Origin of the sequence: Curtobacterium sp. MCBD17_040 (assembly GCF_003234805.2) — a bacterium.
Lineage (GTDB): Bacteria > Actinomycetota > Actinomycetes > Actinomycetales > Microbacteriaceae > Curtobacterium.
Genome location: NZ_CP126273.1, coordinates 2,986,265 through 3,011,498, shown reverse-complemented (window position 1 = coordinate 3,011,498; position 25,234 = coordinate 2,986,265). Strand labels below are relative to the sequence as shown.

Here is a 25,234-nt window from a genome sequence, read left to right as displayed (position 1 = left end):
GGGGCCGACGGCCTGACGGATCGCCCGGCGTGCGGCTCGCCGTCGGTGCCGGGCGCGGGAGCGTCAGGGCCGCCGCGTAGACTCCGGGCATGGATTCGCTGCTCCCGCTCGAGCTCTTCTACGTGGGTCTCCTCGGGCTCGCGTCGCTCGCCATCGCGTTCACATCGGTCGTCGTGCTCGTCAAGCTCTTCAAGGGTCAGCGCTGACCCGATGATCGACATCCCATCGAACCTCCCGGCCGAGCTCGTCCCACTGTCCTGGCTCATCGGTGTGTGGGAAGGCACGGGCGTCGTGCACTACCCCGTGGGCGAGGACGTCCGTGAGCACGAGTTCGGCCAGCGGGTCAGCTTCAGCCACGACGGCCTGCCCTACCTCAACTACTCGTCGTCCGCCTGGCTCCTCGACGAACGGCAGACGCCACTCACCGCCGAGATGGGCTACTGGCGGCTCGACCGTCCGTCCGAGCCGGGGGACCGAGGTCCCGCCATGCTCCTCGGCGAGGGCGCGATGCCGTTCACCACCGCCCGGAGCGTCGAGGCGCTCCGCAACAACGACGACGGCTTCGACATCGAGGCCTCGATCATCCACCCGACCGGCGTCAACGAGCTCTACGTCGGGCGCATCCACGGGCCCCGGATCGATCTGTCGACCGATGCCGTGATGCGCTCCTCGAACGCCAAGGAGTACTCCGCGGCGACGCGCATGTACGGCCTCGTCGAGGGCAAGTTGTTCTGGGCGTGGGACATCGCGGCGCTCGGGCAGGAACTCACCTCGCACGCCTCCGGGCAGCTCGCCCGGGTCGAGTGACCATGTCGAACGCCGACGGCACCACCTCGCCGGACCGGGAGGGCACCCCCTTCGCGACGCGGGACGGGTACGTCGACGACGGCGCGGGTGTCGCGGCGCACTACGGCAACCCGCTCGGCGAACAGCGTCTGCTCGAGCGGGGCCGCGCCGTGGTCGACCTCGGCACGTACGGCGTCGTCACGGTGACCGGCCCGGACCGGCTGTCGTGGCTCAACTCGATGACGACGCAGCTGTTGCTCGGCCTCGCTCCGGGCGTCCCGACCGAGACCCTCGTGCTCGATGCCTCCGGACGGCTCGAGCACGCGGCGCGCGTCGTCGACGACGGCACGACCACCTGGCTCGTGACCGACCCCGGCGACGCCGCACCACTCGCGGCGTGGCTGACGTCGATGCGGTTCATGCTCCGCGTCGACGTGGCCGACCGGTCGGCCGAGCACCGGGTCGTCGGCGCCTTCGCGGACGCGCCCCTGGCCGCGTTCGCGCCCGTCGTCACCTGGACGGACCCCTGGGCCGCGATCGCCGTCGGCGGCTGGAGCTACGCCGACCCGTCCGGCCACCCGGGCCGGGACTGGTCGCTCCGTCTCGCCGTGCTCACGCCCGCGGACGCCGCCGCGCTCGCCGCGTCCGACGTGCCCGTCGCGGGCACGCTCGCCCTGGAGGCCCTGCGCATCGCCGCGTGGCGCCCGCGTCTCGCGGACGCCGACGAGCGAACGATCCCGCACGAGCTCGACTGGATGCGTTCCGCCGTCCACCTCGACAAGGGGTGCTACCGCGGGCAGGAGACCGTCGCGAAGGTGCACAACCTCGGGCATCCGCCGCGCCGCCTCGTGCTCCTGCACCTCGACGGCTCCCAGGGGGTCCTGCCCGCGCCGGGCGCCGTGGTCCGGGCGCAGTCCGACGACGCCGAGGTCGGCAGGGTCACCGCGGTGGCGACGCACCACGAGCTCGGTCCGATCGCGCTCGCGGTGGTCAAGCGCACGGTCGACCCGACCGCGGTCCTCGTCACGGACGCCGAGGACACCGTGGTCACGGCCGCGCAGCAGGTGATCGTCCCGCCGAGCGCGGGGGCGACCGCGGACGTGCCCCGGATGCCGCGCCTCGGCGCGGTCCGTCGCCCGACCTCCTGACCCCTGTGCCACCGCCGTCGGTCCGACGGCGGCGCTGTGTCGGCGGCGGCGCGGCGGCGGCTGCGCGCTCGGTCGGTCGCAGCTCGAAGGGCCCGGCGGCGGCGCGCTGATCCGGCCGCGCTCACACCGGCGCGACCGCCGACCACGGCACGGTCACCTCGCCGAGGCGCCATCGGGTGACGCCGTGGAGGACCGGCCACCCCCGGTCGCGCATCGCCCGGACGGTGGCGATCCACCGCTGGCGGGGCCCGTAGGTCCCGAGCGGCGCGGCGACCGCCCACGCGTGGTCGAGGGCCCGCAGGTAGTCGTGCACGCGCTCCCCGGGCACGTTCCGGTGGATGAGTGCCTTCGGCAGCCGTTCGGCCACGATCGAGGGGGCCTCGAGTCCGGCCAGGCGGAGCGACACCGTGAGGGTCTGCGGGCCGCCCCGCGTGACGTCGATCCAGCTCGCGACGCGTCCGACCTCGTTGCACGTGCCCTCGACCAGGACCCCGTCGGGCTGGAGCCGGTCGGTCATGAGCGCCCAGGCGGCCGGGACCTCGTCCTCGGCGTACTGGCGGAGCACGTTGAACGCGCGGATGACGGCGGGGCGACGACCCCGGGGTGTGGGTGTCTCGAACCCGCCGAGCCGGAACGTCACCCCGTCACGTTCGGCGAGCCGGGCGACCCGGACCCGTTCGGGCTCGATCTCGATCCCGGTGACCTCGACGTCGGGCCGGACTCGCGCCAGGCGGTCCCGGAGTTCGAGCGTCGTCGTCGGGCTCGCCCCGTAGCCGAGGTCGGCCACGAGCGGATCGTCCGTGCGGCGCAGCACCGGGAGTGCGGCGATCCACCGGTCCACGCGCCGCAACCGGTTCGTGCCGGTGGTGCCGCGCGTGACGTTCCCGATCGGCATCCACCCAGGGTAGGGCCAGGGCGGCTCGTCCGATCGAGCCTCCGGGCCGCTCGGTAGACTCCGGGCATGACCTCGACACTCGTCCTCCTGCGGCACGGCAACAGCGACTGGAACCAGAAGAACCTCTTCACCGGTTGGGTCGACGTGCGGCTCAGTGAGCTCGGCGAGCAAGAGGCGAAGCGTGCGGGGCAGCTCATCGCCGAGTCGGGGATCGTGCCCGACGTCCTCTACACCTCGGTGCTCACGCGGGCGATCCAGACGGCGGACATCGCCCTGCTCGAAGCCGACCTCGCGTGGCTGCCGGTCAAGCGGAACTGGCGTCTCAACGAGCGGCACTACGGCGACCTGCAGGGCAAGGACAAGGCGCAGACGCTCGAGCAGTACGGCGAGGAGCAGTTCATGGAGTGGCGTCGGTCGTTCGACGTCCCGCCGCCCCCCATCGCCGACGACGCCGAGTGGTCCCAGGCGCACGACCGGCGGTACGCGGGCCTCGGCGACGACCTGCCGCGGACGGAGTCGCTCGCGCTCGTGATCGACCGCCTGCTGCCGTACTGGCAGTCGGACATCGTGCCCGACCTCGCGGCGGGCCGCACGGTGCTCGTCACCGCCCACGGCAACTCGCTCCGGGCGCTCGTCAAGCACCTCGACGGCATCTCGGACACCGACATCGCCGGCCTCAACATCCCGACGGGCATCCCCCTGGTGTACGAGCTCGACGACGAGCAGCGTCCGACCGGTCCCGGCCGGTACCTCGACCCGGACGCCGCCGCCGCGGGTGCCGCCGCGGTCGCCGCTCAGGGCAAGAAGTAGAGGCCGCTCCCGGCCCTCCCCCTCCCCGCCGAGATCGCACAACGCGCCGCTCACCTCCAGAGGTGAGCGGCGCGTTGTGCGATCTCGGCGCCCGGACGGGCCGGGTGCCCGGGCCGGCCGCAGGCAGGGCCGTCAGGCGCCGAAGTGTCGGCTGATCTCCAGCACCAGTTGCGCGACGTCGAGGGCCGCGCCGGTGTCGACCCGCACGACCGGCCCGAGCCCGACCGGCCCCGCGGCGGCCGCGTGCTCGTCCCAGAAGGCGAGCACGTCCTCCAGATCGCCGTGCGTGGGGTGCCGCAGGGGCGAGCCGGGGTCGTACCGGTCGCGCAGGCGTTCCTCGGCGACCGTCCGGTCGACGTCGCACCAGACCTCGACGAACCGCGGGGACCCGGCGCGCGCCAGCCCCGTCACGAGGTGCTCCCGATCACGCGTCGGGAGCCACACCGCGTCGAGCACGACGCCGGCTTCGACCGCCGCGGCCATGCCCCAGACCGTGTCCATCGCGACGCCGCCCAGTGCACGCGACGTGATCATCGGGCCCGCGATGTCGGCGAGCGGTTCCTTGACGGCGTCCTTCGACAGGAGCGGGCATCCGAGCACCTCGGCCAGGCCGGCCGCGAGCGTGGTCTTGCCCGATCCCGGGAGTCCGTTGACGAGGATCGCGACGGCAGCCATACGACCATCCTCGCAGAGCCGGGTCGGCCTTCGGCCCGGCGGGTCCGGCTACTCGGCCGCCGCGCCCACCCAGTCGCCGGTCGCCAGGTACTGCACCTTCTTGGCGATGGACACGGCGTGGTCGGCGAAGCGCTCGTGGTACCGGCTGGCGAGGGTCGCGTCGACGGTGTCGATCGTCGCGCCCTTCCAGGTCTCCCCGAGCACGGCGTCGAACACGCTGGCGTGCAGCTCGTCGACCTGGTCGTCCTCGTCACGGATCTCCTCGGCGAGGGTGACGTCCTCGGTCAGGAGCAGCCGCGCGAGCTTGTCGGCCATCGCGACGTCGAGGGCGCCCATGTCGCGGAACGTGGAGCGGAGGCTCTTGGGGACGACCTTCTCCGGGAAGCGGTAGCGGGCGAGCTGCGCGATGTGCTCGGCCATGTCGCCCATGCGCTCGAGCGAGGCGCTGATGCGGAGCGCACTGACGACGGTCCGGAGATCGCGGGCGACGGGGGCCTGGCGGGCCAGGATGTCGATCGCGAGCTCGTCGAGCGACTGGGCGGCGTGGTCGATCTTCGCGTCGTCGGCGATCACCTGCTCGGCGAGCGCGACGTCCGAGTCGTTGAACGCCGTGGTCGCGCGGTCGATCGCGGTCGCCACGAGCGCGGCGATCTCGGCGAGCCGCTCCTGGACGTCCTGGAGCTCCTGCTGGAACACTTCGCGCATCATGAGCCCTTCCGTCGGCACATCTGACCTGGTGCATCGTCGGCGGATGCCGGAACAGTGTCGGCCGTCCAGGTGAACGGACGGTGACGGCCGACTGAACGGTCGTCGCGGCACCCCCGGTCCTCCGTGCACCGGGGCTGGAGGGGTGCGCGTCCGTCCTTACACTGGCGTCCATGGACAACGCGTGGCTCGTGCCACTGTCGATGCTCCTCGGCGGTGTGTTCGGTGCGGGCGTCGTGGTGTTGGTGATCGCGGCGGAGCGGACCGCCCGGGCAGCCGACGTCGCCGAGCGGCACCTGCCGGACGGCGTCGCGGCGGTGATCGCGACGATGCACAACCCCGCGGTGGTCGTCGACCCGTCGAACACGGTGGTCGCGGCCTCGCCGCAGGCGCTCGTCGTGGGCCTCGTCGTGCGGCGGCGGCTCGTGCACGACGAGCTCGTCGACCTCGTGGACCGGGTGCGCCGCAGTGGCGAGAACGCGACCGAGGACCTCGAGCTGACCCGGGGGAGCCGCGACGCGGTCGGGTACCTCGGGTTCCGGGCGGCGTTGCTCGGGAACCGGTACGTGCTGCTCACCGCCGACGACCTCACCGAGAGTCGACGGATCGACGAGGTCCGTCGTGACTTCGTCGCGAACATCTCCCACGAGCTCAAGACCCCGATCGGTGCGATCGGCCTGCTCGCCGAGACCCTCGTCGCGGCGGCGGACGACCCGGAGCACGTCCGCCTGTTCGCCGCCCAGCTCGTGACCGAGTCCGAGCGGCTCGGCGCACTGACGAAGGACATCATCGAGCTGTCCCGGCTGCAGTCGCTCGACGTCGTCGAGACGAGTGAGGAGGTCGCCGTGGACGGCATCGTGCAGGCGGCGATCGACGCGAACTCGGTCGTCGCCGCGAGCCGCGACATCCAGATCGTCCGCGCCAAGAAGTCGAAGCTCCGGGTCATGGGTGACGCGGCGCTGCTCCAGGTCGCGGTCTCGAACCTCGTCGCGAACGCGGTCAAGTACTCACCGGACCACACCCGCGTCGGACTCGGCGTGCGGCGGGCGGACGGCTTCGTCGAGATCACCGTCACCGACCAGGGGGTCGGGATCCCGGAGGTCGACCTGGACCGCGTGTTCGAGCGGTTCTACCGGGTCGATCCTGCGCGGTCCCGGGCGACCGGCGGCACGGGCCTCGGGCTCGCGATCGTCAAGCACATCGTCGCGAACCACGGCGGCGACGTCCGCGTCTGGTCCCAGCCCGGCCGCGGATCGACGTTCACCATCCGGATCCCGGAAGCCGACCCCGAACTCACATCAGCCCTCGAAGAGCACCTGGAAGAGCAGCAATCGTGACCCACATCCTCATCGTCGACGACGAACCCGCCCTGAGCGACCCCCTGAGCTTCCTGCTGCAGCGCGAGGGCTACGAGACCACCGTGGCCGCCGACGGCGTCGCCGCACTCGCGCAGTTCGACGCCGTGACGCCGGACCTCGTGCTCCTCGACCTCATGCTCCCGGGGCTGCCCGGCACCGAGGTCTGCCGACAGATCCGGACGCGGTCGAACGTGCCGATCATCATGCTCACGGCGAAGGACTCCGAGGTGGACGTCGTCGTGGGCCTCGAACTCGGTGCGGACGACTACGTCACGAAGCCGTACTCGACCCGCGAGCTCCTGGCCCGGATCCGCGCGGTGCTCCGGCGCCGCGTCGACGACGACCAGGCGGACAGCGGCGTGCTGCAGGTGGGCGCCATCCGGATGGACGTCGAGCGGCACACGGTCACCGTGGACGGCGCCGAGACGCCGATGCCGCTCAAGGAGTTCGAGCTCCTCGAGCTGCTCCTCCGGAACGCCGGGCGCGTCCTGACCCGCGGTCAGCTCATCGACCGTGTGTGGGGGTCCGACTACTTCGGGGACACGAAGACCCTCGACGTGCACATCAAGCGGATCCGCTCGAAGATCGAGCGGACGCCGTCCGTGCCCGAGGTGCTCGTCACCGTGCGCGGGCTCGGGTACCGCATCGAGGCCTGATCCGCCGGTCGCCGGCCGGGGAGGGACGGTGCGGGCCCGACCCGCGCCTCCCGGCCGCGCGCGGCGCTGCCTGCCCGGCCGCGAGCGGCCCTGCCTGCGCGGCCCTGCCTGCGCGGCGCTGCCTGCGCGGCGCTGCCTGCGCGGCGCTGCCTGCGCGGCGCTGCGTCCGCGGCGGCCGGTCCGATCCGGTCCCGTTCGGCGGGGCGGACGACGCGGCGCCCCCGACCCGGAGGTCGGAGGCGCCGTCGGTGCTGCGGGACGTCGGACCGTCAGCCGACCGGCGTGGCCGTCGAGGTCGGCGTCGGCGTGAGGGTGGGGGTCTGCGACTGCTGCGGGGTGGGCAGGAGCGTGCGGTACTCCTCCATCGCGCCGTTCAGCACGGGGACCGAGATCGACTTGCCCGAGGCGCCGGAGTAGGTGAAGTAGACGCGGGCCAGCGAGCCGGCCTTCGAGTCGAGCTTCGGGAACACGACCTCCTGCGCGGTGGGGCTCGTGCTGCCGAGGTCCACCGAGGAGTTGCCCGGGATGACGACGGTCACGGACTGCCCCGCGTGGTCCTTCGGCTCGATCGTCACGGTGCGCTTGCTGTCCGCGTTGTTCACGAGCGACGCGACGAGCCGTGCCCGCTTGCCGTTCTTGGTGAGGAGGAGGGCGTTGCGCACGTCGACGGCACCGACGGAGGTGCTCACGCCGTCACTCGCGTTGTACCCCTTGGTGGTGCCGGCCTCGGTGAGGAACTCGCAGCCGGCGGTCCCGACGGCGATGGACGCCGCCACGGCGATGGACACGAGAACCCGAGCTCTCACACTTTCCTCCAGGAGTCACGATGCTTGACCGGTGGGACAGCCGTCATGGACGCATCCGAGCTTGGCGCGGTGCGGCTGGGGCCGCTGTCAGCGACCCGCGCGACACCGGATCGCAGCGGGCCCACGGCGACCCGCCCCATCCTAGCGATGGGCGGAGGCACTGCCCGCGCAGCCCCACCGGCCGCCCATTACTCGACAAATGCTTGTGGTAAACTGAAGGTCTCGGAACGGAGCTCAACACATGCAATTCGAGGTCGGCGAAACCGTCGTCTACCCCCACCACGGGGCGGCAACCATCTCTGAAGTCAAGACGCGGATCATCAAGGGCGAGGAGAAGGTCTACCTCAAGCTGCGTGTCACCCAGGGTGACCTGACGATCGAGGTGCCGGCGGACAACGTCGACCTCGTCGGTGTCCGTGACGTCATCGGCAAAGAGGGCCTGGACCGTGTGTTCGAGGTCCTGCGCGCCCCGTTCACCGAGGAGCCGACGAACTGGTCGCGCCGGTACAAGGCGAACCTCGAGAAGCTCGCCTCGGGTGACGTCATCAAGGTCTCCGAGGTCGTCCGCGACCTCTGGCGCCGCGACCAGGACCGCGGTCTCTCCGCCGGCGAGAAGCGCATGCTCGCCAAGGCCCGTCAGATCCTGATCTCCGAGCTCGCCCTCGCCGAGAAGACCGACGAGGACCAGGCCTCGACCGTCCTCGACGAGGTCCTCGCCTCCTGACGCATCCGTGACCCACCGGTCACCCACGACGGCGCCGACGTCCCATGACGTCGGCGCCGTCGCCGTGCGCGCGGTCGTCGTGGTCGCGGCGGGTTCGGGGACCCGGCTCGGGTTCGGCGTCCCGAAGGCGTTCGTGCCGGTCGCCGGCCGCCGGATGCTCGAGCGGGCGCTCGAACCGCTGTTCACGCTCGCCGAGCCCACGTTCGTCGTGGTCGTCGCTCCCGCCGAGCGGCTCGACGAGTGCCGTGCCCTCGTGGCCGACGTCGCCGGGCCGGCGGTCGGCCACACGGCGGTCGTGCCGGGAGGCCCGGATCGCCACGCGTCCGTCGAGGCCGGCCTGGCAGCCCTGCCGGACTCCGTCACCTCGGTGCTCGTCCACGACGCCGCCCGGTGCCTCACCCCGGCCGACCAGGTCGAGCGGGTGTTCCAGGCCGTGCGGACCACGGGCGCGGGGGTCGTCCCGGCGCTCCCGGTGACGGACACCGTGAAGCGCGTCGACGTGCTCGGTCCCGATGACAGCGCCGTCGTCGTCGAGACCGTGGACCGAGCCGCACTCGTCGGTGTGCAGACGCCCCAGGGGTTCCCGCTCGACGCACTCCGGGCCGCGTACGCGTCCGCCGCCCGGTCCGAGACCGACGACGCCGGGGTGTTCCAGGCCGCGGGCGGCGTGGTGCACGTGGTGGCGGGTGACGCGGACGCCTTCAAGATCACGACCGCCTGGGACCTCCGTCGCGCGGAGGCCGTGGTCGCCGACCGCGGGGCGGACCGGCGGCCGTCGGATTCGCCTGGTCCGGGCCGCCCGGCCGGGGTGCCGGTGGCGGCGCGCGTCGGGCTCGGTGTCGACGTCCACGCGTTCGACGCCGCGGTGCCGTGCCGGGTCGGGTTGCTCGCGTTCCCGGATGAGCCCGGGCTCGCGGGCCACAGTGACGGGGACGCCGTGGCGCACGCGGTGTGCGACGCCCTGTTGTCCGCCGCCGGGCTCGGGGACATCGGCGGGCGGTTCGGGACCGACGATCCCCGCTACGCCGGCGCGTCGGGGACCGTGTTCCTGCAGGGGGCGGTGGCGCTCCTGGCCGAGGCCGGTTGGGTGCCGACGAGCGTCAGCGTGCAGGTCATCGGGAACCGGCCGCGGATCGGTGCCCGGCGCGAGGAGATGCAGGACGCACTCGCGGCGGTCGTCGGTGTGTCGGTCGCGGTGTCCGGGACGACCACCGACGGCCTCGGGTTCACGGGCCGGGGCGAGGGGCTCGCCGCCATCGCCACGGCGCTCGTGCACAGGGCGACGGGTGCCGACACCGTCCACACGGCGGCCGTCGACTGAGTCACGCGGACGGACGACCCCATAGTCTTGAGGCCGTGACCGTTCGCCTGTACGACTCCCGCGCGGGGGAGGTCGTCCCCTTTACGCCGCTGACCGACGGTCACGTGGGCATGTACGTCTGCGGTCCGACGGTGCAGTCCTCCCCGCACATCGGGCACCTCCGCTCGGCGCTGGTCTACGACCTCTGGCGGCGGTGGCTCGTGCACCGTGGGTACGAGGTCACGCTCGTCCGGAACGTCACGGACATCGACGACAAGATCCTCGACCTCGCGGCCGGGTCCGGCGAGGAGTGGTGGGCCCGCGCCTACCGGTTCGAGCTCGAGTTCGCGGCCGGCTACCGGGCGCTCGGGATCCTCCCCCCGACCTACGAACCGCGGGCCACCGCGAGCGTGTCCGAGATGCAGGCGATCATCGCCCGCCTGGTCGAGCGCGGGCACGCCTACCCCGCGGCGGACGACTCGGGCGACGTCTACTTCGACACGGCGAGCTGGCCGGACTACGGAGCGCTGACGCACCAGCGTCGCGACGACATGGTGGACGCCACCGATGCCGATCCCCGGGGCAAGCGCGACCCGCGTGACTTCGCCCTCTGGAAGGGCACGAAGGCGGGGGAGCCCGCATCCGCGTCCTGGCCGTCCCCGTGGGGTGCGGGGCGACCGGGCTGGCACATCGAGTGCTCCGCGATGTCCCGGCGGTACCTGGGTGCGGCGTTCGACATCCACGGGGGCGGCCTCGACCTGCGCTTCCCGCACCACGAGAACGAACTCGCGCAGTCGACGGCGGCCGGTGACGCCTTCGCCACCTACTGGCTGCACAACGGCCTCGTCACGGTCGACGGCCAGAAGATGTCGAAGTCGCTCGGCAACTCGATCTTCGCGGCGGACTTCCTCGCGGCCGCGCGCCCCGTCGTGGTGCGGTACTTCCTGGCGTCGGCGCACTACCGCTCGACGATCGACCACCACGAGGGCTCCCTCGCCGAGGCCGAGGCGGCGTTCGAGCGCATCGCCGGGTTCCTGTCGCGTGCCCGCCGGCGCCTCGTGGACGAGCCCGTGCGCGTGGCCGCCGTCGTCCCCGACGCGTTCGCCGCCGCGATGGACGACGACCTCGCCGTTCCGCAGGCCCTCGCGGTGCTCCACGAGACGGTCCGGGCCGGCAACGCCGCGCTCGACGCCGACGACATCGCCGCGCTCGGCGCCGCCCACCAGCAGGTCACGGCCATGGTCGAGGTGCTCGGGATCGACCCGCTCGCCGACACCTGGTCCGCCGGCCCCGAGGCCTCGGACCGCGCCGCCGGTCCGCTCGCCCAACTCGTCGAGCGGCTCGTCGCCGAGCGCACCACTGCCCGTGCCGCCCGCGACTTCGCCACGGCGGACCGCGTGCGCGACGACCTCGCCGCCGCCGGCATCACGATCGAGGACACCCCCTCCGGAACCCATTGGAGCATCGCGTGAAGAACACCTCCGGCAAGCGCAAGGGCCGTCCGGGCGCCGTCCGCTCCGGCCGCACCGGCAACAAGCAGGTCGGTTCGGGCGGGCAGGGGCGCCAGGCGCTCGAGGGGCGTGGCCCCACCCCGAAGGCCGAGGACCGGCCGTACCACCCCGCGGGCAAGCGCAAGGCCGCGCAGGAACGGCTCGAGACCGCCCGTCAGCGGCACGGTGCGTCGAGCGCGCCGCAGCCCCGGGCCTCCCGGCCGGCACCGCGGCGGTCGGGTGACGAGTCGGAGCTCGTGACCGGGCGCAATTCCGTGCTCGAGGCGCTCCGCGCGCGGATCCCGGCGAGCACGCTCTACGTCGCCGCCCGGATCGAGGTCGACGACCGCGTCAAGGAGATCCTGGCGCTCGCGACGCACCGCGGTGTGCCGGTGCTCGAGGTCATGCGGCCCGAGCTCGACCGCATCTCGGGCCACGACGCGGTGCACCAGGGTGTCGCGCTCAAGGTGCCGCCGTACGAGTACGCCCACGCGGACGACCTCGTCGACGCGGCCGAGCGTCGCGACCAGGTGCCGTTGCTCGTGGCACTGGACGGAGTGACGGACCCCCGGAACCTCGGCGCGATCATCCGCTCCACGGCTGCGTTCGGCGGCCACGGTGTCATCGTGCCGCAGCGCCGTTCGGTCGGCGTCACGGCCTCGGCGTGGAAGACCTCGGCCGGTGCCGCGGCGCGCATCCCCGTGGCGATGGCGCCGAACCTCACGCAGACGCTCAAGGCCCTGCAGCAGCGCGGGCTGTTCGTGCTCGGACTCGACGGTGACGGCGACGTGCAGCTCGACGAACTCGAACTCGCCGACCGGCCGATCGTCATCGTCGTCGGGAGCGAGGGCAAGGGCCTGTCGCGGCTCGTCACGGACACGTGCGACGCCGTCGTGTCGATCCCGATCTCGAGCGCCACGGAGTCGCTCAACGCCGGCATCGCCGCGAGCGTCACCCTGTGGGAGATCGCCCGCCGCCGTCGAGGGGCCTGACGCTCGGATCCGTCGTCACCGGGACTGCGCTGACGGAGGCGTCGTCCGCGGGGTCGGTGCGGGTGTGGCTGCGGCGGGTGCCGTTGCTGCTGGTGTGGGCGCGGCTGCGGCGGGTGCCGTTGCTGCTGGTGTGGCTGCGGAGGCCACTCCCGCGGTCGGTGCGGTCCGAGCGTCCGCGAGTTCGGCGCGCAGCGCGCGGATCTCGGCGGCGAGCTCGCGGACCTGCCGCTGGGTCACCGCCTGGCTCTCCTCGTCGCGCCGTCCGACCTGGTCGATGATCCAGCTCGCCAGGGTCGCCGTGACGACACCGATGAGCGCGATGCCGCCGATCATCACGGCAGCCGCGATCAACCGGCCCTCGGGCGTCACCGGCACGACGTCGCCGTAGCCCACCGTGGTGATCGTGACGAGCGCCCACCAGATCGCGGCGCCGAAGTCCGTGATCGTCGCGTGCGGGGCGTGGCGCTCGACGTCGAGCATCGCCAGTGCCGCGACGAACACGAGCAGCGCGGTCGTCACCGTCACGTAGATGATGACGCGGCCCCGGACCGCCGTGCCGGTGGTGCGTTGCAGGACCCGGAACAGCTGCACGAGGCGGAGGAGCCGCAGCGGGCGGAGCGTCGGGAGGGCGATCGCCGCGAGGTCGAGCAGGTGGCGGCGGAACCACCGGCCGCGGTGCTCCGCGAGGACGAGCATGACGACGTAGTCGACCGCGAACATCACCCAGGTGGCGTTGATGACGAGATCCGACGGCAGGGCGGCTGCGCCGTGCAGGTCCGCGAGCACCTGGACGGCGAACGCCACGAGGAACGCCACGGCGGCGACCGTGAGCGGCCACTGGCTCATGCGCTGCCAGCGGGCCTGGTCCCACACGCGCTGTTCCTCGGACGTCACGGTCCGACCGTATCGTCGGTGTCGTCGCCCACGAGCCGGTGTCGTCACCGGTGCACCGCAGCCGTCAGACGTTCGCCCGCCAGTCCTCGTCCTCGTCCTCGTCCTCGAGGGGCAGCGCGATCGAGTTCGTCGGCGGGTCGATGAGCATGCGCTCGTCGCGGCGGTGCCGCAGCACGTCGTTCATGTAGGCCGTGGTGGCCTCGGGCAGCGACACCGACCGCTGCTCCTGCTGCGCCATGTACCAGCGGTGCTCGAGGAGCTCGTGGAACACCTCGGCGGGTTCGAGCCGCCCGCGGAGCTCCCGGGGGATCGCCCGGACCACGGGTTCGAAGACGCGGGACACCCACTCGTGCGCGACCATCTCCTCGTCGAGTTCGTCGCGGCCGTTGCGGGCACGGTAGGCGTCGAGGTCGTTGAGGAGCCGCCGTGCCTGGTTCTCGCCGGCGTCGATGCCGGTGAGCCGGAGCAGCCGCCGCTGGTGGTGGCCCGCGTCCACGACCTTCGGCTGGATACGGACCTGCTGGCCGCCCTCGGTCGTGCGGATCGCGAGTTCCTCGATGTCGAACCCGAGGTCGTTGAGGCGCTCGACCCGGCTGTTGATGCGCCAGCGCTCCGAGGCGTCGAACTCCTCGGACCCGGTCAGTTCCTTCCACAGCGTGCGGTACTGGGCCACGATGCCGTCGGACACCGTGACCGGGTCCGCGTTCTCGTCGAGGCGACCGCCGGCCTCCAGGTCGAGGAGCTCGCCGGCGATGTTGACGCGCGCGATCTCGAGGTCGTTCTCACGCTGCCCGTTCGACAGGCCGCCGGGGTAGAGCTTGCCCGTCTCGGCGTCGACGAGGTACGCGGCGAACGCACCGGCGTCGCGGCGGAAGAGGGTGTTCGAGAGCGACACGTCGCCCCAGAAGAAACCGATGATGTGCAGCCGCACCAGGAGGACCGCCAGGGCGTCGACGAGGCGCGTCGCGGTGTCCGGCCGCAGCGTCTGCGAGTAGAGCGCGCGGTACGGGAGCGAGAACCGGAGGTGCCGGGTCACGAGGACCGGCTGCAGGGCCTCCCCGTCGCGTCCCACGCGGTTCGTGATGACGGCGACCGGGTCCACGCACGGGACGTCCATGCGCTGGAGCGTCCGGAGCATGTCGTACTCACTGCGGGCGAGCTCCTCGCTGGTCTCCTTGACCGCCACGACGTAGCCGCTGAGGTGCACGAACCGCACGAGGTGTCGCGAGATGCCCTTCGGCAGCGCGGCGATCGTGTCGTCGGGCCAGGCGTCGAGCGGGAGGTCCCACGGCAGGTCGAGCAGGCCAGGGTCGACGGTGGCGGCGGTGATGGACATCGAGTCGGGCACGAGGGGGTCGCTTTCGGTGGTGCAGGGTGCGGACGGTACGGTCTAGCCGAACGCCGGGAGCCTGCCGGCCCGCCTTCGTGGGGCGGTCCGGCAGGCTCCCGGTGGTGTCGGTCCGATCAGGCGCTGACGACGGCCTTGTCGCCGAGGCGCTCGCCCGACTCGGTGTCGAACACGTGCACGCGGCCCGGCTGGGCCGTGATGTACACGGTGTCGCCCGCGAAGGGGTGGTGACGGCCGTCGACGCGTGCGACGACGTCGACGCGGCTCCCGGCGGCCTCGCTGTGGCCGTACAGGTAGCCGTCGGCGCCGAGCTCCTCGACGACGTCGACCTGGACCGGCAGGCCCTCGCCCGACTGCGAGACGACGACGTCCTCGGGGCGGACCCCGATGGTGACGTTCGACGACTTGGCGTTGCTGAGGACGTCGCGGTCGACCGCGGCGACCGACGTGCCGAAGCGCACGCCACCGTCGGCGATGTCCGCCGGCAGGAGGTTCATGGCCGGCGAGCCGATGAACCCGGCGACGAACACGTTGTTCGGCTTCTCGTAGAGGTCGCGCGGGGTGCCGACCTGCTGGAGGATGCCGTCCTTGAGGACCGCGATGCGGTCGCCCATGGTCAGGGCCTCGGTCTGGTCGTGCGTGACGTAGACGGTCGTGACCCCGAGCCGACGCTGGAGCGACGCGATCTGCGTGCGGGTCTGGACGCGGAGCTTGGCGTCGAGGTTCGACAGCGGCTCGTCCATGAGGAACACCTGGGGCTGACGGACGATCGCGCGGCCCATCGCGACGCGCTGCCGCTGACCACCCGAGAGCGCCTTCGGCTTGCGCGAGAGGTACTGCTCGAGGTCGAGGAGCTTGGCCGCCTCGAGGACGCGGGTCGCGCGCTCCTCCTTGCCGACGCCGGCGATCTTGAGCGCGAAGCCCATGTTCTCGGCGACGGTCATGTGCGGGTACAGCGCGTAGTTCTGGAAGACCATCGCGATGTCGCGGTCCTTCGGCGGGATGTCGGTGACGTCGCGGTCACCGATGAGGATCCGGCCGTCGTTCACTTCTTCCAGGCCCGCGAGCATGCGGAGGGAGGTCGACTTGCCACAGCCCGACGGGCCGACGAGGACGAGGAACTCGCCGTCCGCGATGTCGAGGTCGAGGCCGTCGACGGCGGGGCGGTTGCCTCCGGGGTAGAGACGGGTTGCCTTGTCGTAGGTGACGGACGCCATGATGCGTTCTTGCTCCTTCACCGGCAGGTACGTGCCGGACGATCCGTAGTGAGGAACGGTGACCCTGAGGCCCCCGGATGGGCGACATCGACCATCGAGGGACATACAACACGGTTTCGCACGTCGGCGCCAGTGGCGCGGCCGTCGATGGGCCTCCCGACCACGGTCTCCCAGCCCACGCAAGTACACTTCCCAGGTCCGTCCGGGCGGTGCGGGAGGTATCGCGGACGACAGGAGGGCCGGAGGGGCCGGCCCGATCACGGAGGACCGGTATGACGAATCGTCCCGAGGGCGACGAGCGCGCCACGCGGAACGAGCGCCGCGCGGCTGCGAGGATCCGAGCACAACAGGCCAGGGCCCGCCAGAAGCGACGCCAGCGCGGTGTGCGCATCGGGCTGCAGGCGGGCCTCGTCGTCGTCCTCATCGCGATCGTCGCGGTCGTGTCGATCGTGCTCGTCCGCTCGGTGCAGCCGGCCGGTCCGGGGCCCGCGCACATGGCGGGCGGCGGCATCACCATCGGGCAGGGGCTGCGCGCGGTCGGAGCGGGGCGCGGTGACGCCGGCGGCGCGGGGCGTGCCACGTCGAGTGCGTCGGCGTCCGCCGGTTCGAGCGGCACCGCATCGGCGACGCCGAGTGCTTCGGCGACCGGGGACGCCTCGGGTGCGGTCGACGTCGCGGGCACCGTCCACATCACGATGTACATCGACTACCTCTGCCCGATCTGTGGCCAGTTCGAGCACGAGAACAACGCGTACATCCGGGGCCTCGTGACGTCCGGTGCCGCGACCGTCGAGATCCACCCCATCGCGATCCTGACGAACCGATCGCAGGGCACGAAGTACTCGCTCCGTGCGGCGAACGCGGCGGCCTGTGTGGCGAACTCGTCGCCCGACCAGTTCTTCGCCGTGAACCAGGCGTTGTACGCCGAGCAGCCCGAGGAGAACACGAAGGGCCTCGACGACGCACAGCTCCGGCACCTCGTGGCGGGCGTGCACGGGATCCGGCACCTCGACGCCATCGAGCGGTGCATCGACACCCAGCGCTACGCCGCGTGGGTGGACGCCCGGACGAACGACGTCCTCACCCACGGGGTGCCCGGCACCGGGCTCCGGCAGCTCACCGGCACGCCGACGATCTTCGTGAACGGCAAGCGGTACGACTACAGCCTGCCGTTCACGAACGCCGAGTTCCGGACCTTCGTCGTGACCGCCGCGGGCAGCACCTACGCGTCCGGCGACGAGACGCCGGCGCCGACCCCGACTCCGACCGCGACGTCCTCGGCGGGCTGACCCGACCCGCGGGCGGGCGAGCCGATCCGCGGGCGGGCGAGCCGACCCGCGGCCGGCCGCGCCGACCCGCGGCCGATCGCGCCGACCCTCGGGGGGCTGCCAGGGCGACGGCGTTCGATCGGTGGAGGCGGGCCTCCCGGGCCGCGCCCGGAGGGAGCGCCACATGTCCACGTTCGACGACCGACCGCAGCTCGACGCGGAGCATCCCGTGTTCATCCTGGCGATGGACCACCGGGACTCGCTCGCCAAGCACACCTACCGGATCGCGTCGGGACAGCCCGACGACGAGGACGACATCCAGCGGATCCGGGACGGCAAGATGCTCGTCTACCGGGGGCTGCTCGACGCCCTCACCCGCGGAGCCGACCGAGAGCGCACCGGCGTGCTCGTCGACGAACGCTACGGCGCCGAGGTCGCACGGGCGGCCAAGGCCGCGGGACTCCAGCTCGCGATGCCGATCGAGGCGTCGGGCCACGACTTCTTCACGTTCGAGTACGGCGACGGGGACGACGGGCTGTGGATGCAGCACGTCGAGGAGTTCGACCCCGACCACGTCAAGGTCCTCGTCCGCGACAACCCGGACCTCGACGCCGACGAACGACGCGGACAGGCCGAACGGCTCGCCGGCGTGACGCGCACCCTGCGCGACGCGGGCCGGTCGTTCCTGGTCGAACTGCTCGTCCCCGGCACGGACGAGCAGAAGGCGTCGGTCGAGGACTACGACCGGGACCTGCGCCCGTCGCTCACCGTCGACGTCATCGGGTTCCTGCAGGAGCACGGCGTGGAGCCGGACATCTGGAAGATCGAGGGTCTCGACCGCCGCGAGGACGCCGAGCGGGTCGTCGCCGCCGCGAAGCAGGGCGGCCGGGACAGCGTGCAGTGCGTCATCCTCGGTCGGGACGCCTCGGAGGACGCGCTCGACCACTGGCTCTCGGTGGCCGCACCACTCGACGGGTTCGTCGGCTTCGCGATCGGCCGGAGCATCTGGGAGCAGCCGCTCGGCGACGTCCTGGACCGCGGCCTCGCCGAGGAGGACGCCCAGGACCTCATCGCCGTCACGTACCTGCGGTTCGTCGAGGCGTACCGGGAGGCGCGGGGCTGAGTCCCGCGGGGCGGGTGCGCTCCCGGTCGGGTCAGGTCCGGACGAGCGGCTCCACGGCGGCGAGGTCCGCGCCGATGCCGACGTCGACGAGCACGACGCGTCCCGCGAGGGCCCGCCCCGGACCGCGCAGCAGTCCCGCCTTGACGCCGCCGAACGTGACGGTCACGTCGGCCTCGAGCACGTGGTCGTCGGCGACCGCGCCCGTGTCGGGGTCGATGCCGCTCGGGACGTCCACGGCGACGACGGACGGAGCGCGCTGGTCCCGCGCGAGGTCCCGGATGACGCCCACGGCCTCCCGTGCGGGCGACCGGAGTGCCGTCGAGCTCGTCCGTCCGATGCCGAGCACGGCGTCGAGCACGAGGTCGGCCCGCAGCGCCGCCGCCCGCACCGTCTCGTCGTCGTCCGGGTGCTCGAGGAGGACCGCGCCGGCCTGCTGCGCGGCCGCCGCCCCCGCCTCGTGCACGCGCGACCCGAGGCACAGCACCTCGACGCGGTGACCGCGTGCGGCGAGCGCCGCACCGGCGAACAACGCGTCGCCGCCGTTGTCGCCGCTGCCGACGAGCAGGAGCACGGTGCGCTCGCCGTCGCCGGGGACGACCGCGGGGTCGCCGAGCAGCTCGTCGACCACGTCGGCGAGTCCGGCGGCGGCCCGCTGCATGAGCGGCTCGCCCGCGGCGAGGTGCGGCGCCTCGGCCGCCCGGATCTGGTCTGCGTCGTAGCCGTCCATGCCGCCACGATGCCACGTCGTCGGTAGCCTGGTCCGCGCCATGTCGCTCGTTCCCGAAGCCCCCCGTCCACGCGTCGTCGTCTCGCCGGACGGTCTCGACATCGCCACGTACGACCACGGCGACCCGGACGCCCCCGCGGTGGTCGCCGTGCACGGGTTCGCGTCCTCCGGGCTCCTCAACTGGCACGCGTCGGGGTGGACCCGTGACCTCACGCGCGCCGGCCACCGCGTCGTCGTCGTCGACCAGCGCGGGCACGGCCGCAGCAGCAAGCCGCACCGGCCGCAGGAGTACTCGATGGACCTCCTCGTCGCCGACGTCACCGCGGTCGTCGACGCCTACCTGCTCGACGACGTCGCGTACCTCGGGTACTCGCTCGGGGCACGCGTCGGATGGCACACCGCGGACCGGATCCCCGACCGGATCAGCCGAGCGGTCCTCGGGGGCATCCCGGACGCGGACCCGATGCGACGGGTCCGGGTCGACCAGGCGCGGGCGTTCATCGAGCATGGCGAACCCGTCGAGGACCGCGTGACGAACGCATACCTGACCATGGCCTCCGGGGTCCCGGGCAACGACCTCCGTGCGCTCGTCGCGATGGTCGAGGGGATGCGGGACAGCGTCGAGCCCAGACCGGACAACGCGCCGACGCAGCCGTTGCTCCTGGCGGCGGGGAGCGAGGACGGCATCCTCGCGGCGTCGCAGCGCCTCGCGGCCGCGGCGCCGCGTGCCGAGTTCGTCGAGATCCCGGGCCGGAACCACTTCAACGCGCCGACCTCCCGGGCGTTCCGGGAGGCCGCGATCGCGTTCCTGCAGCGCACCCGCGCGGACGCGGAGGCCACCCAGGGCTAGCGTCCACGACATGGACTACAGACTCCTCGGTAACAGCGGTGCCGCCGTGTCGTCGTTGACGCTCGGCACCATGACGTTCGGCAGTGAAGCCGACGAACCCACCTCACGCACGATCCTCGACGCCTTCGTCGAGGCCGGCGGTACCTTCATCGACACGGCGGACGTCTACTCGGGCAACGAGTCCGAGCGGATCATCGGTCGCTGGCTCGCAGACCACCCGACCGAGGCGCAGCAGGTCGTCATCGCCACGAAGGGCCGGTTCCCCCAGGGCGACGGCCCGAACGACGTCGGCCTCTCGCGCCGCCACCTGACGCGGGCGCTCGACGCGTCCCTCGAGCGGCTCGGTGTCGACTACATCGACCTGTACCAGATGCACGCGTGGGACGCCCTGACGCCGATCGAGGAGACCCTCCGGTTCCTCGACGACGCCGTGTCCGCCGGCAAGATCGGCGCGTACGGGTTCTCGAACTACCTCGGCTACCAGATCACGAAGGCGGTCTACGAGGCGAAGGCGAACCACTGGGCTCCGCCCGTGACCCTGCAGCCGCAGTACAACCTGCTCGTGCGCGACATCGAGCACGAGATCGTGCCCGCGTGCCTCGACGCGAACATCGGTCTCCTGCCGTGGTCGCCGCTCGCCGGCGGGTGGCTGTCGGGCAAGTACCAGCGGGACCAGGCCCCGACGGGTGCGACCCGGCTGGGTGAGAACCCGAAGCGCGGCATGGAGGCGTGGGAGGCGCGGAACGCGGACGAGCGGACGTGGGCCGTCCTCGGCGCGGTCGGCGCGGCCGCGGACGCCCACGGCACGTCGTACTCGCAGGTCGCGTTGGCCTGGCTGCTCGCGCAGCCGGCCGTCACCTCGGTCATCCTCGGTGCCCGCACGGTGGAGCAGCTGCAGGACAACCTGGCGTCGGCGGACCTCGTGCTGACCCCGGAGGAGCTGACGGCGCTCTCCGAGGCGAGCACGCCCCGCATCGACGACTACCCGTACGGCACCGCCGGTGTGGCGCAGCGCGACCGGAAGCTGACCGGGGGCCGCTGAGCGTCCCCCTCGATACCAAGAATCCTCACAGGAAGCGGCGCGGCGTGGCTCGGAGACGTTGTCCGACGTCGATCAGCCTGTCATGCTCTCGGCATCGGTGGGCTGGTTACCCGCTGTCGCGCCGGTCGCTCTCCTGATCCGTGACCGGACGCACCACGAGGCCACGCGCGCTCCCCGGGGGCGGTGCGTGGCCTCGTGCCGTGCAGCGTCCACGTCGACCGAGGGGGACCATGCGGAGCGGACGCAGGCGTCCGGCCCGGCTCACCGCGTTGCTCGTGGCGGTCATCGGCGTGCTCGCGCTCGCCGTCGCGGCGGGTGTGGCCGTCGGGTCCGCACGGTCGTCCCACCTCGCGGCGGACGGGTCGTCCGGTGACCGGTTCACGCCGCTGACCCGCGCCCTCGTGTTCCGCGGCGACGTCGGCACACGACCCGTGGCGGTGCCGGTCGCTGGTCGCGCGGGGGTCGCCCCCGCGGCCGATGCCGTCGTCGTCGACGTCCGCGTCACGGCTCCGACGGACGACGGCTGGGTCCGGGTCACGCCGGCGGGGCAGGACGCACCGGTGGCCACACAGCGCGTCACGGCGGGCACGACCGTCACCGGGCTCGCGACGGTCCGTCTCGTCCACGGTCGCCTCCAGGTCGCGCTGTCGGACGGCTCCGCCTCGGTGTCGGTGATCGTGTCGGGGGCCTACACGAGCGCCGCGCAGGGATCGACGTACCAGCCGGTCGACACCACCAGGGCGTTCCGTGGCACGGTCGGCACGCATCCGGTCCGCGTCCCCGTGGCGGACGGCGTCACGGTGCCCAGGGGCGCCACCGCCGTCGTCCTCGAGGCCACCGTGGTGCACCCGACCGCGCCGGGGTCGTTGCGGGTCGGCCCGGCAGGACGCACGAACCGGATCGGCGTCCAGCAGTTCACGCGCGGGGCCGTCGCGGCGAACGCGGTCGTGGCCCAGCTCGACGACGGCGCCCTGTCCGTCGCGGTGTCGGCCGGCTCGGCCACGGTGACCCTCGACGTGCTCGGCGGGTACGCGCGCTCGGACTCCGGGGCCGTGTTCACCCCGATGACGGCCGTCCGGGCGTACACCGGCACGACGACGGGCGCCGCGACGCAGATCCAACTCGCCGGGGGCGCGGGCGTCCCGGGCGACGCGACCGCCGTGCTCGTCACCGCATCGCTCGAACGATCCGGCCCCGCCGGTGCGCTCCGGGTCGCCCCCTACGGCCGGGACGACGGCGGGGTCGCGCTGGCGTTCACCGCGGGCCGAGCCGTGGCGGGACTCGTGCCGGTCGCGCTCCGACAGGCGTCGGTGCAGGCCGTCGCGTCGGGAGGCGCGGCGACCCTCCACCTGGACGTCGCCGGCTACTTCACGGACGGCTCGGCGCCCTCCGGCCTCGGGAACGACGTCTCGTGGCCGCAGTGCCACCGGGCCCTGCCGGCAGGACAGGCGTTCGCGGTGATCGGTGTGAACGACGGGTCCGGCACCACGACGAACCCGTGCCTCGCCGCGCAGCTCGCCTGGGCGCGGGACTCCGCGGGCGGTGCCGGGCAGCCCCGTGCCGCGCTGTACGTCAACACGGCGAACCCGGGCCGCCACGTGCCGGGCGGTGGCTGGCCGACGTCGAACGTCGATCCCGAGGGGGCCAGGGTCACGAGCGTGTACGGCGTGTGCACGCCCGGTTCCGACGGCGTCGCCTGTTCGTACATGGACGGCTGGGACATCGCGGTCCGCGACGTCGTCGACCGGGGCGTGTCCCATCCGGCGGCGTACCGCTGGTGGCTCGACGTCGAGACCGGTGCCACGTGGCGGGACCCCGCCACGAACGTCGCGGTGCTCGACGGCATGACCGACGCGTTCGCCGCCCGGGGGATCGCCGTCGGGCTCTACTCGACCGGGTACCAGTGGGGGATCATCAGTGGCGGGACCACACCGAACAGCGCCCTGGCCTCGGCGCCGAGCTGGATCGCCACCGGTGAGACCCCGCTCGCCCGGGCGAAGGAGGCGTGCGCCGGGCCGGGCCTCGTCGACGGCGGGGTGGCCATGGTGCAGTACGTCGTCGGGGGTGTGGCGAGCGGACTCGACTTCGACTGGTCGTGCCGCTGACACCGCGGCAGACGGACACCGCGGACGCGGCTGATCGGGGCCGGCAGCGGGACTCGAACCCGCAACCCCCGTATTACAAGTACGGTGCGCTACCAATTGCGCCATGCCGGCTGGCCCGCCAAGTGTACCGACGAGCCGAGGTGTCGCGGTGGAGGTCAGTCCGCCGCGGGGGAGAACCCGAGCGAGATCGAGTTCATGCAGTACCGGTCGCCGGTCGGGGTGCCGAAACCGTCCGGGAACACGTGCCCGAGGTGCGAACCGCAGCTCGCGCAGCGGACCTCGGTGCGCACCATGCCGAGCGTGCGGTCCTCGATGAGCTGCACGGCCTCGGGGCGCACCGACTCGTAGAACGACGGCCACCCGCAGCCCGAGTCGAACTTGGTGCCGCTCTTGAACAGCTCCGCACCGCACGCCGCACAGGTGTAGACGCCGGCGCGCTCCTCGTCGAGCAGCTCACCCGTCCACGGGCGCTCGGTCGCGGCCTGCCGCAGCACGGCGTACTGCTGCGGGTCGAGTTCCTCACGCCACTCGGCGTCGGTCTTCTCCACGTTGTATGCCATGGGTTCCTCCTGGTCGTGACCGCACTCGTGACGCGGTCATGTCATTAAACTCGCACCGATGACCGAGCATTCCGTCCACCGTGGCCGGTGGGACGCCCTGACGACGGACGACCTCTACGCCGTCGTCCGCCTGCGCAACCGGGTGTTCGCGCTCGAGCAGCGCGTGACGGCCGAGGACTTCGACGGCCGGGACCGCGAACCGGAGACGGAACACTGGTGGATCCCCGGCGAGGACGGCGTCGCCCGCGCCTACCTGCGCTGCATCCGGCCCGCCGCGGACGAGGTCCAGCCGGCCGTCGACCTGCCCGCGACCCGGGTCATCGGCCGCGTGGCCACGGCCGTCGAGCACCGCGGACAGGGGCTCGCGCGTCGGCTCGTCGACGCCGTGCTCGCCGCCCACCCGGACGAGGCCTTCCTCCTCCACGCGCAGGAGTACGTCGCCGGCCTGTACGCCGCCGCCGGGTTCGTGCCGTTCGGCGAACCCTACGTCGAGGCGGGCATCCGCCACGTGGGGATGTACCGCGCGGCGGCGGTCGGGGACGACGCTGTCCGCTGACGCACCGGGCCGCGCGGAGCCTCCGCACCAGCCGGAGCCGGACGGCCCCGAGGCCACCCGCCGCCGCTACCGCCACCACGCCGAGCGCATGGTGACCGCCTCGCCGACCTCCGCCCGCTGGGCGACATCGATCGCCGAGGACGACGCCGCCGTCGACCTGCTGATCCGTGTCGCCCCGACCAAGCGGCAGCCCGAGCTGCTCTTCGCCGTCGCGCGCCGCCTGGGCGCCGACCCGACCGACCGGGAGGCCCTCCTCCGGCTCGTCCGCGACGCCCCCGACCGGCTGCTCGCCGAGCTGGCCGTGTCCACGACCCAGACGAACGACCCCCGACGCATGGCGCCGGTCGTCCCCGTGCTCGCGGGCATCCCGGGGCCGCTCGCGCTCCTCGAGGTGGGGGTGAGCGCCGGCCTCTGCATCGTCCCGGACCACGCCACCGTCGACGTCGACCGCCTCGACGACACCGTCCGCGTCGCCGAGGCCGCGCGCGAGCCGGAGATCCCGCTCCGGTTCCAGATGCGTCCGGGACCCGCCGCTCCGTCCGCCGGGAGGCGCGGTGCGGGCCGGTCCCGTGCCTCCCGGCCGTCGACGGGTGACGCCGGGAGCCGGGCCGACGGGACGGGGTCGCGCCGGCCTTCCCGGCTCGACGTGGTGGCGCGGGTCGGGCTCGATCCGGCGCCGATCGACCTGCGGTCTCCCGGGGCGTTCGACCGGCTCGTCGAGTCCGTCCCCGTCGAGGGGACCGACCGTGTCGCGCTCATGCGGCGGGCCGCCGACGCCGTGCGGGCCGACCCGTACACCGCCGTGCGCGGGACCGCCCCGGACGACCTCGACCGCGCGATCGACCTGCTGCCGCGCGGGGCGACGCCCGTCGTGCTCACGCTCGGCACGCTCGTCTACCTGCCGGGCTCGGACCGGCAGCGCGTCGTCGAGCGGCTCCGGGACCGCGGGGTCCGCTGGGTGGCGATGGAGCGGACGGGGTCGCTCCACGACGTCGCCGCGACCCTGCCGCCCGTGGGGGAACTCGCCGAGCGGGGCATCGACCTCGCTGCTCCGTCGGCCTTCGCCACGGTCTCGCTCGACGGGGTCGCCCTGGCGCTCGCCGACGCCCACGGCACGACCGTCACGCCCCTCGGCGCGGACCCGTCCTGGACGCTCGGCGCACCGACGGCCTGATCGGTGTCTTTCCGACCTGCCAGGG

At 72.9% G+C, this 25,234-nt stretch carries 25 protein-coding genes and 1 tRNA gene; 16 read left to right on the top strand and 10 right to left on the bottom strand.

Annotation, left to right across the window (positions count from 1 at the left end):
- Window positions 1-210 precede the first annotated feature (210 nt).
- Window positions 211-807, top strand: a complete 597-nt coding sequence (locus DEI94_RS14075; RefSeq protein ID WP_111026305.1) for a heme-binding beta-barrel domain-containing protein — start codon at window positions 211-213, stop codon at window positions 805-807.
- Window positions 808-809: 2 nt separating this feature from the next.
- A complete protein-coding gene (gene ygfZ, locus DEI94_RS14070) occupies window positions 810-1,934 on the top strand; it encodes a CAF17-like 4Fe-4S cluster assembly/insertion protein YgfZ (protein WP_111026304.1) in 1,125 nt (374 codons plus the stop codon).
- 121 nt (window positions 1,935-2,055) lie between these two features.
- Here the strand turns inward: ygfZ and DEI94_RS14065 are convergent, their stop codons facing one another.
- Window positions 2,056-2,829, bottom strand: coding sequence for a class I SAM-dependent methyltransferase (locus DEI94_RS14065; protein ID WP_111026303.1), 774 nt, complete (start codon window positions 2,827-2,829; stop codon window positions 2,056-2,058).
- Window positions 2,830-2,895: 66 nt separating this feature from the next.
- On the opposite strand from DEI94_RS14065, the gene DEI94_RS14060 reads away from it, so the two are divergent.
- Window positions 2,896-3,639, top strand: a complete 744-nt coding sequence (locus tag DEI94_RS14060) for a phosphoglyceromutase (protein ID WP_111013084.1) — start codon at window positions 2,896-2,898, stop codon at window positions 3,637-3,639.
- 132 nt (window positions 3,640-3,771) lie between these two features.
- Here DEI94_RS14060 and DEI94_RS14055 read toward each other — a convergent pair whose 3' ends face one another.
- Window positions 3,772-4,314, bottom strand: a complete 543-nt coding sequence (locus tag DEI94_RS14055; protein WP_220037259.1) for a P-loop nucleotide/nucleoside kinase family protein — start codon at window positions 4,312-4,314, stop codon at window positions 3,772-3,774.
- 48 nt (window positions 4,315-4,362) lie between these two features.
- A complete protein-coding gene (phoU, locus tag DEI94_RS14050) occupies window positions 4,363-5,019 on the bottom strand; it encodes a phosphate signaling complex protein PhoU (RefSeq protein WP_111026324.1) in 657 nt (218 codons plus the stop codon).
- Between the two features lie 173 nt (window positions 5,020-5,192).
- Here phoU and DEI94_RS14045 point away from each other — a divergent pair, with 173 nt between their 5' ends.
- Window positions 5,193-6,356: a sensor histidine kinase gene (locus DEI94_RS14045; RefSeq protein WP_111026302.1), complete on the top strand. Its 1,164-nt coding sequence runs from the start codon at window positions 5,193-5,195 to the stop codon at window positions 6,354-6,356.
- Window positions 6,353-7,033, top strand: coding sequence for a response regulator (locus DEI94_RS14040; RefSeq protein WP_111010520.1), 681 nt, complete (start codon window positions 6,353-6,355; stop codon window positions 7,031-7,033). Before DEI94_RS14045 ends, DEI94_RS14040 begins: the two co-directional genes overlap by 4 nt.
- A 269-nt stretch (window positions 7,034-7,302) precedes the next feature.
- Here the strand turns inward: DEI94_RS14040 and DEI94_RS14035 are convergent, their stop codons facing one another.
- A complete protein-coding gene (locus DEI94_RS14035; RefSeq protein WP_146242882.1) occupies window positions 7,303-7,839 on the bottom strand; it encodes a hypothetical protein in 537 nt (178 codons plus the stop codon).
- A gap of 241 nt (window positions 7,840-8,080) precedes the next feature.
- On the opposite strand from DEI94_RS14035, the gene DEI94_RS14030 reads away from it, so the two are divergent.
- The 4 genes from DEI94_RS14030 (at window position 8,081) to rlmB (ending at window position 12,345) form a co-directional block, all read left to right on the top strand.
- Window positions 8,081-8,563: a CarD family transcriptional regulator gene (locus tag DEI94_RS14030; protein WP_111010518.1), complete on the top strand. Its 483-nt coding sequence runs from the start codon at window positions 8,081-8,083 to the stop codon at window positions 8,561-8,563.
- A 64-nt stretch (window positions 8,564-8,627) separates the two neighbouring features.
- Window positions 8,628-9,884, top strand: coding sequence for a 2-C-methyl-D-erythritol 4-phosphate cytidylyltransferase (gene ispD / locus DEI94_RS14025; protein ID WP_258377976.1), 1,257 nt, complete (start codon window positions 8,628-8,630; stop codon window positions 9,882-9,884).
- 35 nt (window positions 9,885-9,919) lie between these two features.
- Window positions 9,920-11,335 carry a cysteine--tRNA ligase gene (cysS, locus tag DEI94_RS14020; RefSeq protein WP_111026301.1) on the top strand — a complete coding sequence of 472 codons (1,416 nt, stop codon included), beginning with the start codon at window positions 9,920-9,922 and terminating at the stop codon, window positions 11,333-11,335.
- Entirely contained in the window at window positions 11,332-12,345 is a 1,014-nt protein-coding gene (gene rlmB, locus DEI94_RS14015; RefSeq protein ID WP_111026300.1) for a 23S rRNA (guanosine(2251)-2'-O)-methyltransferase RlmB, read from the top strand. Before cysS ends, rlmB begins: the two co-directional genes overlap by 4 nt.
- Before the next feature lie 15 nt (window positions 12,346-12,360).
- Here the strand turns inward: rlmB and DEI94_RS14010 are convergent, their stop codons facing one another.
- The 3 genes from DEI94_RS14010 to DEI94_RS14000 form a co-directional block, all read right to left on the bottom strand.
- Window positions 12,361-13,239 carry a potassium channel family protein gene (locus tag DEI94_RS14010; RefSeq protein ID WP_258377973.1) on the bottom strand — a complete coding sequence of 293 codons (879 nt, stop codon included), beginning with the start codon at window positions 13,237-13,239 and terminating at the stop codon, window positions 12,361-12,363.
- A gap of 64 nt (window positions 13,240-13,303) precedes the next feature.
- Complete coding sequence (locus DEI94_RS14005) at window positions 13,304-14,587, bottom strand: DUF4032 domain-containing protein (protein ID WP_111010515.1); 1,284 nt, start codon at window positions 14,585-14,587, stop codon at window positions 13,304-13,306.
- 116 nt (window positions 14,588-14,703) lie between these two features.
- Window positions 14,704-15,804 carry an ABC transporter ATP-binding protein gene (locus DEI94_RS14000; RefSeq protein WP_111013089.1) on the bottom strand — a complete coding sequence of 367 codons (1,101 nt, stop codon included), beginning with the start codon at window positions 15,802-15,804 and terminating at the stop codon, window positions 14,704-14,706.
- A 272-nt stretch (window positions 15,805-16,076) separates the two neighbouring features.
- Between DEI94_RS14000 and DEI94_RS13995 the strand changes: the two genes are divergently transcribed.
- Complete coding sequence (locus tag DEI94_RS13995; RefSeq protein ID WP_181441760.1) at window positions 16,077-17,093, top strand: DsbA family protein; 1,017 nt, start codon at window positions 16,077-16,079, stop codon at window positions 17,091-17,093.
- A gap of 163 nt (window positions 17,094-17,256) precedes the next feature.
- Window positions 17,257-18,195: a 2-deoxy-5-keto-D-gluconate 6-phosphate aldolase domain-containing protein gene (locus DEI94_RS13990; RefSeq protein WP_111026298.1), complete on the top strand. Its 939-nt coding sequence runs from the start codon at window positions 17,257-17,259 to the stop codon at window positions 18,193-18,195.
- 31 nt (window positions 18,196-18,226) lie between these two features.
- On the opposite strand, the gene DEI94_RS13985 is transcribed toward DEI94_RS13990, so the two are convergent.
- Window positions 18,227-18,922 (bottom strand): NAD(P)H-hydrate epimerase, encoded by a 696-nt coding sequence (locus DEI94_RS13985; protein WP_111026297.1) that lies wholly within the window; start codon window positions 18,920-18,922, stop codon window positions 18,227-18,229.
- 40 nt (window positions 18,923-18,962) lie between these two features.
- On the opposite strand from DEI94_RS13985, the gene DEI94_RS13980 reads away from it, so the two are divergent.
- The 3 genes from DEI94_RS13980 to DEI94_RS13970 all read left to right on the top strand — a co-directional run bounded on the left by DEI94_RS13980 (window position 18,963) and on the right by DEI94_RS13970 (window position 22,919).
- Window positions 18,963-19,772: an alpha/beta fold hydrolase gene (locus DEI94_RS13980; protein WP_111026296.1), complete on the top strand. Its 810-nt coding sequence runs from the start codon at window positions 18,963-18,965 to the stop codon at window positions 19,770-19,772.
- A gap of 10 nt (window positions 19,773-19,782) precedes the next feature.
- Window positions 19,783-20,814, top strand: a complete 1,032-nt coding sequence (locus tag DEI94_RS13975) for an aldo/keto reductase (protein WP_111026295.1) — start codon at window positions 19,783-19,785, stop codon at window positions 20,812-20,814.
- 230 nt (window positions 20,815-21,044) lie between these two features.
- Window positions 21,045-22,919: a glycoside hydrolase family 25 domain-containing protein gene (locus DEI94_RS13970; RefSeq protein ID WP_111026294.1), complete on the top strand. Its 1,875-nt coding sequence runs from the start codon at window positions 21,045-21,047 to the stop codon at window positions 22,917-22,919.
- Window positions 22,920-22,957: 38 nt separating this feature from the next.
- On the opposite strand, the gene DEI94_RS13965 is transcribed toward DEI94_RS13970, so the two are convergent.
- A tRNA-Thr gene (locus DEI94_RS13965) sits at window positions 22,958-23,030 on the bottom strand.
- Between the two features lie 44 nt (window positions 23,031-23,074).
- Entirely contained in the window at window positions 23,075-23,479 is a 405-nt protein-coding gene (msrB, locus tag DEI94_RS13960) for a peptide-methionine (R)-S-oxide reductase MsrB (RefSeq protein WP_111010507.1), read from the bottom strand.
- A gap of 58 nt (window positions 23,480-23,537) precedes the next feature.
- Between msrB and DEI94_RS13955 the strand changes: the two genes are divergently transcribed.
- Together DEI94_RS13955 and DEI94_RS13950 are read left to right on the top strand one after the other, a co-directional pair.
- Complete coding sequence (locus tag DEI94_RS13955; RefSeq protein ID WP_111026293.1) at window positions 23,538-24,035, top strand: GNAT family N-acetyltransferase; 498 nt, start codon at window positions 23,538-23,540, stop codon at window positions 24,033-24,035.
- Complete coding sequence (locus tag DEI94_RS13950) at window positions 24,025-25,209, top strand: DUF2332 family protein (RefSeq protein WP_258377975.1); 1,185 nt, start codon at window positions 24,025-24,027, stop codon at window positions 25,207-25,209. Before DEI94_RS13955 ends, DEI94_RS13950 begins: the two co-directional genes overlap by 11 nt.
- The last annotated feature ends 25 nt before the right edge of the window (window positions 25,210-25,234 follow it).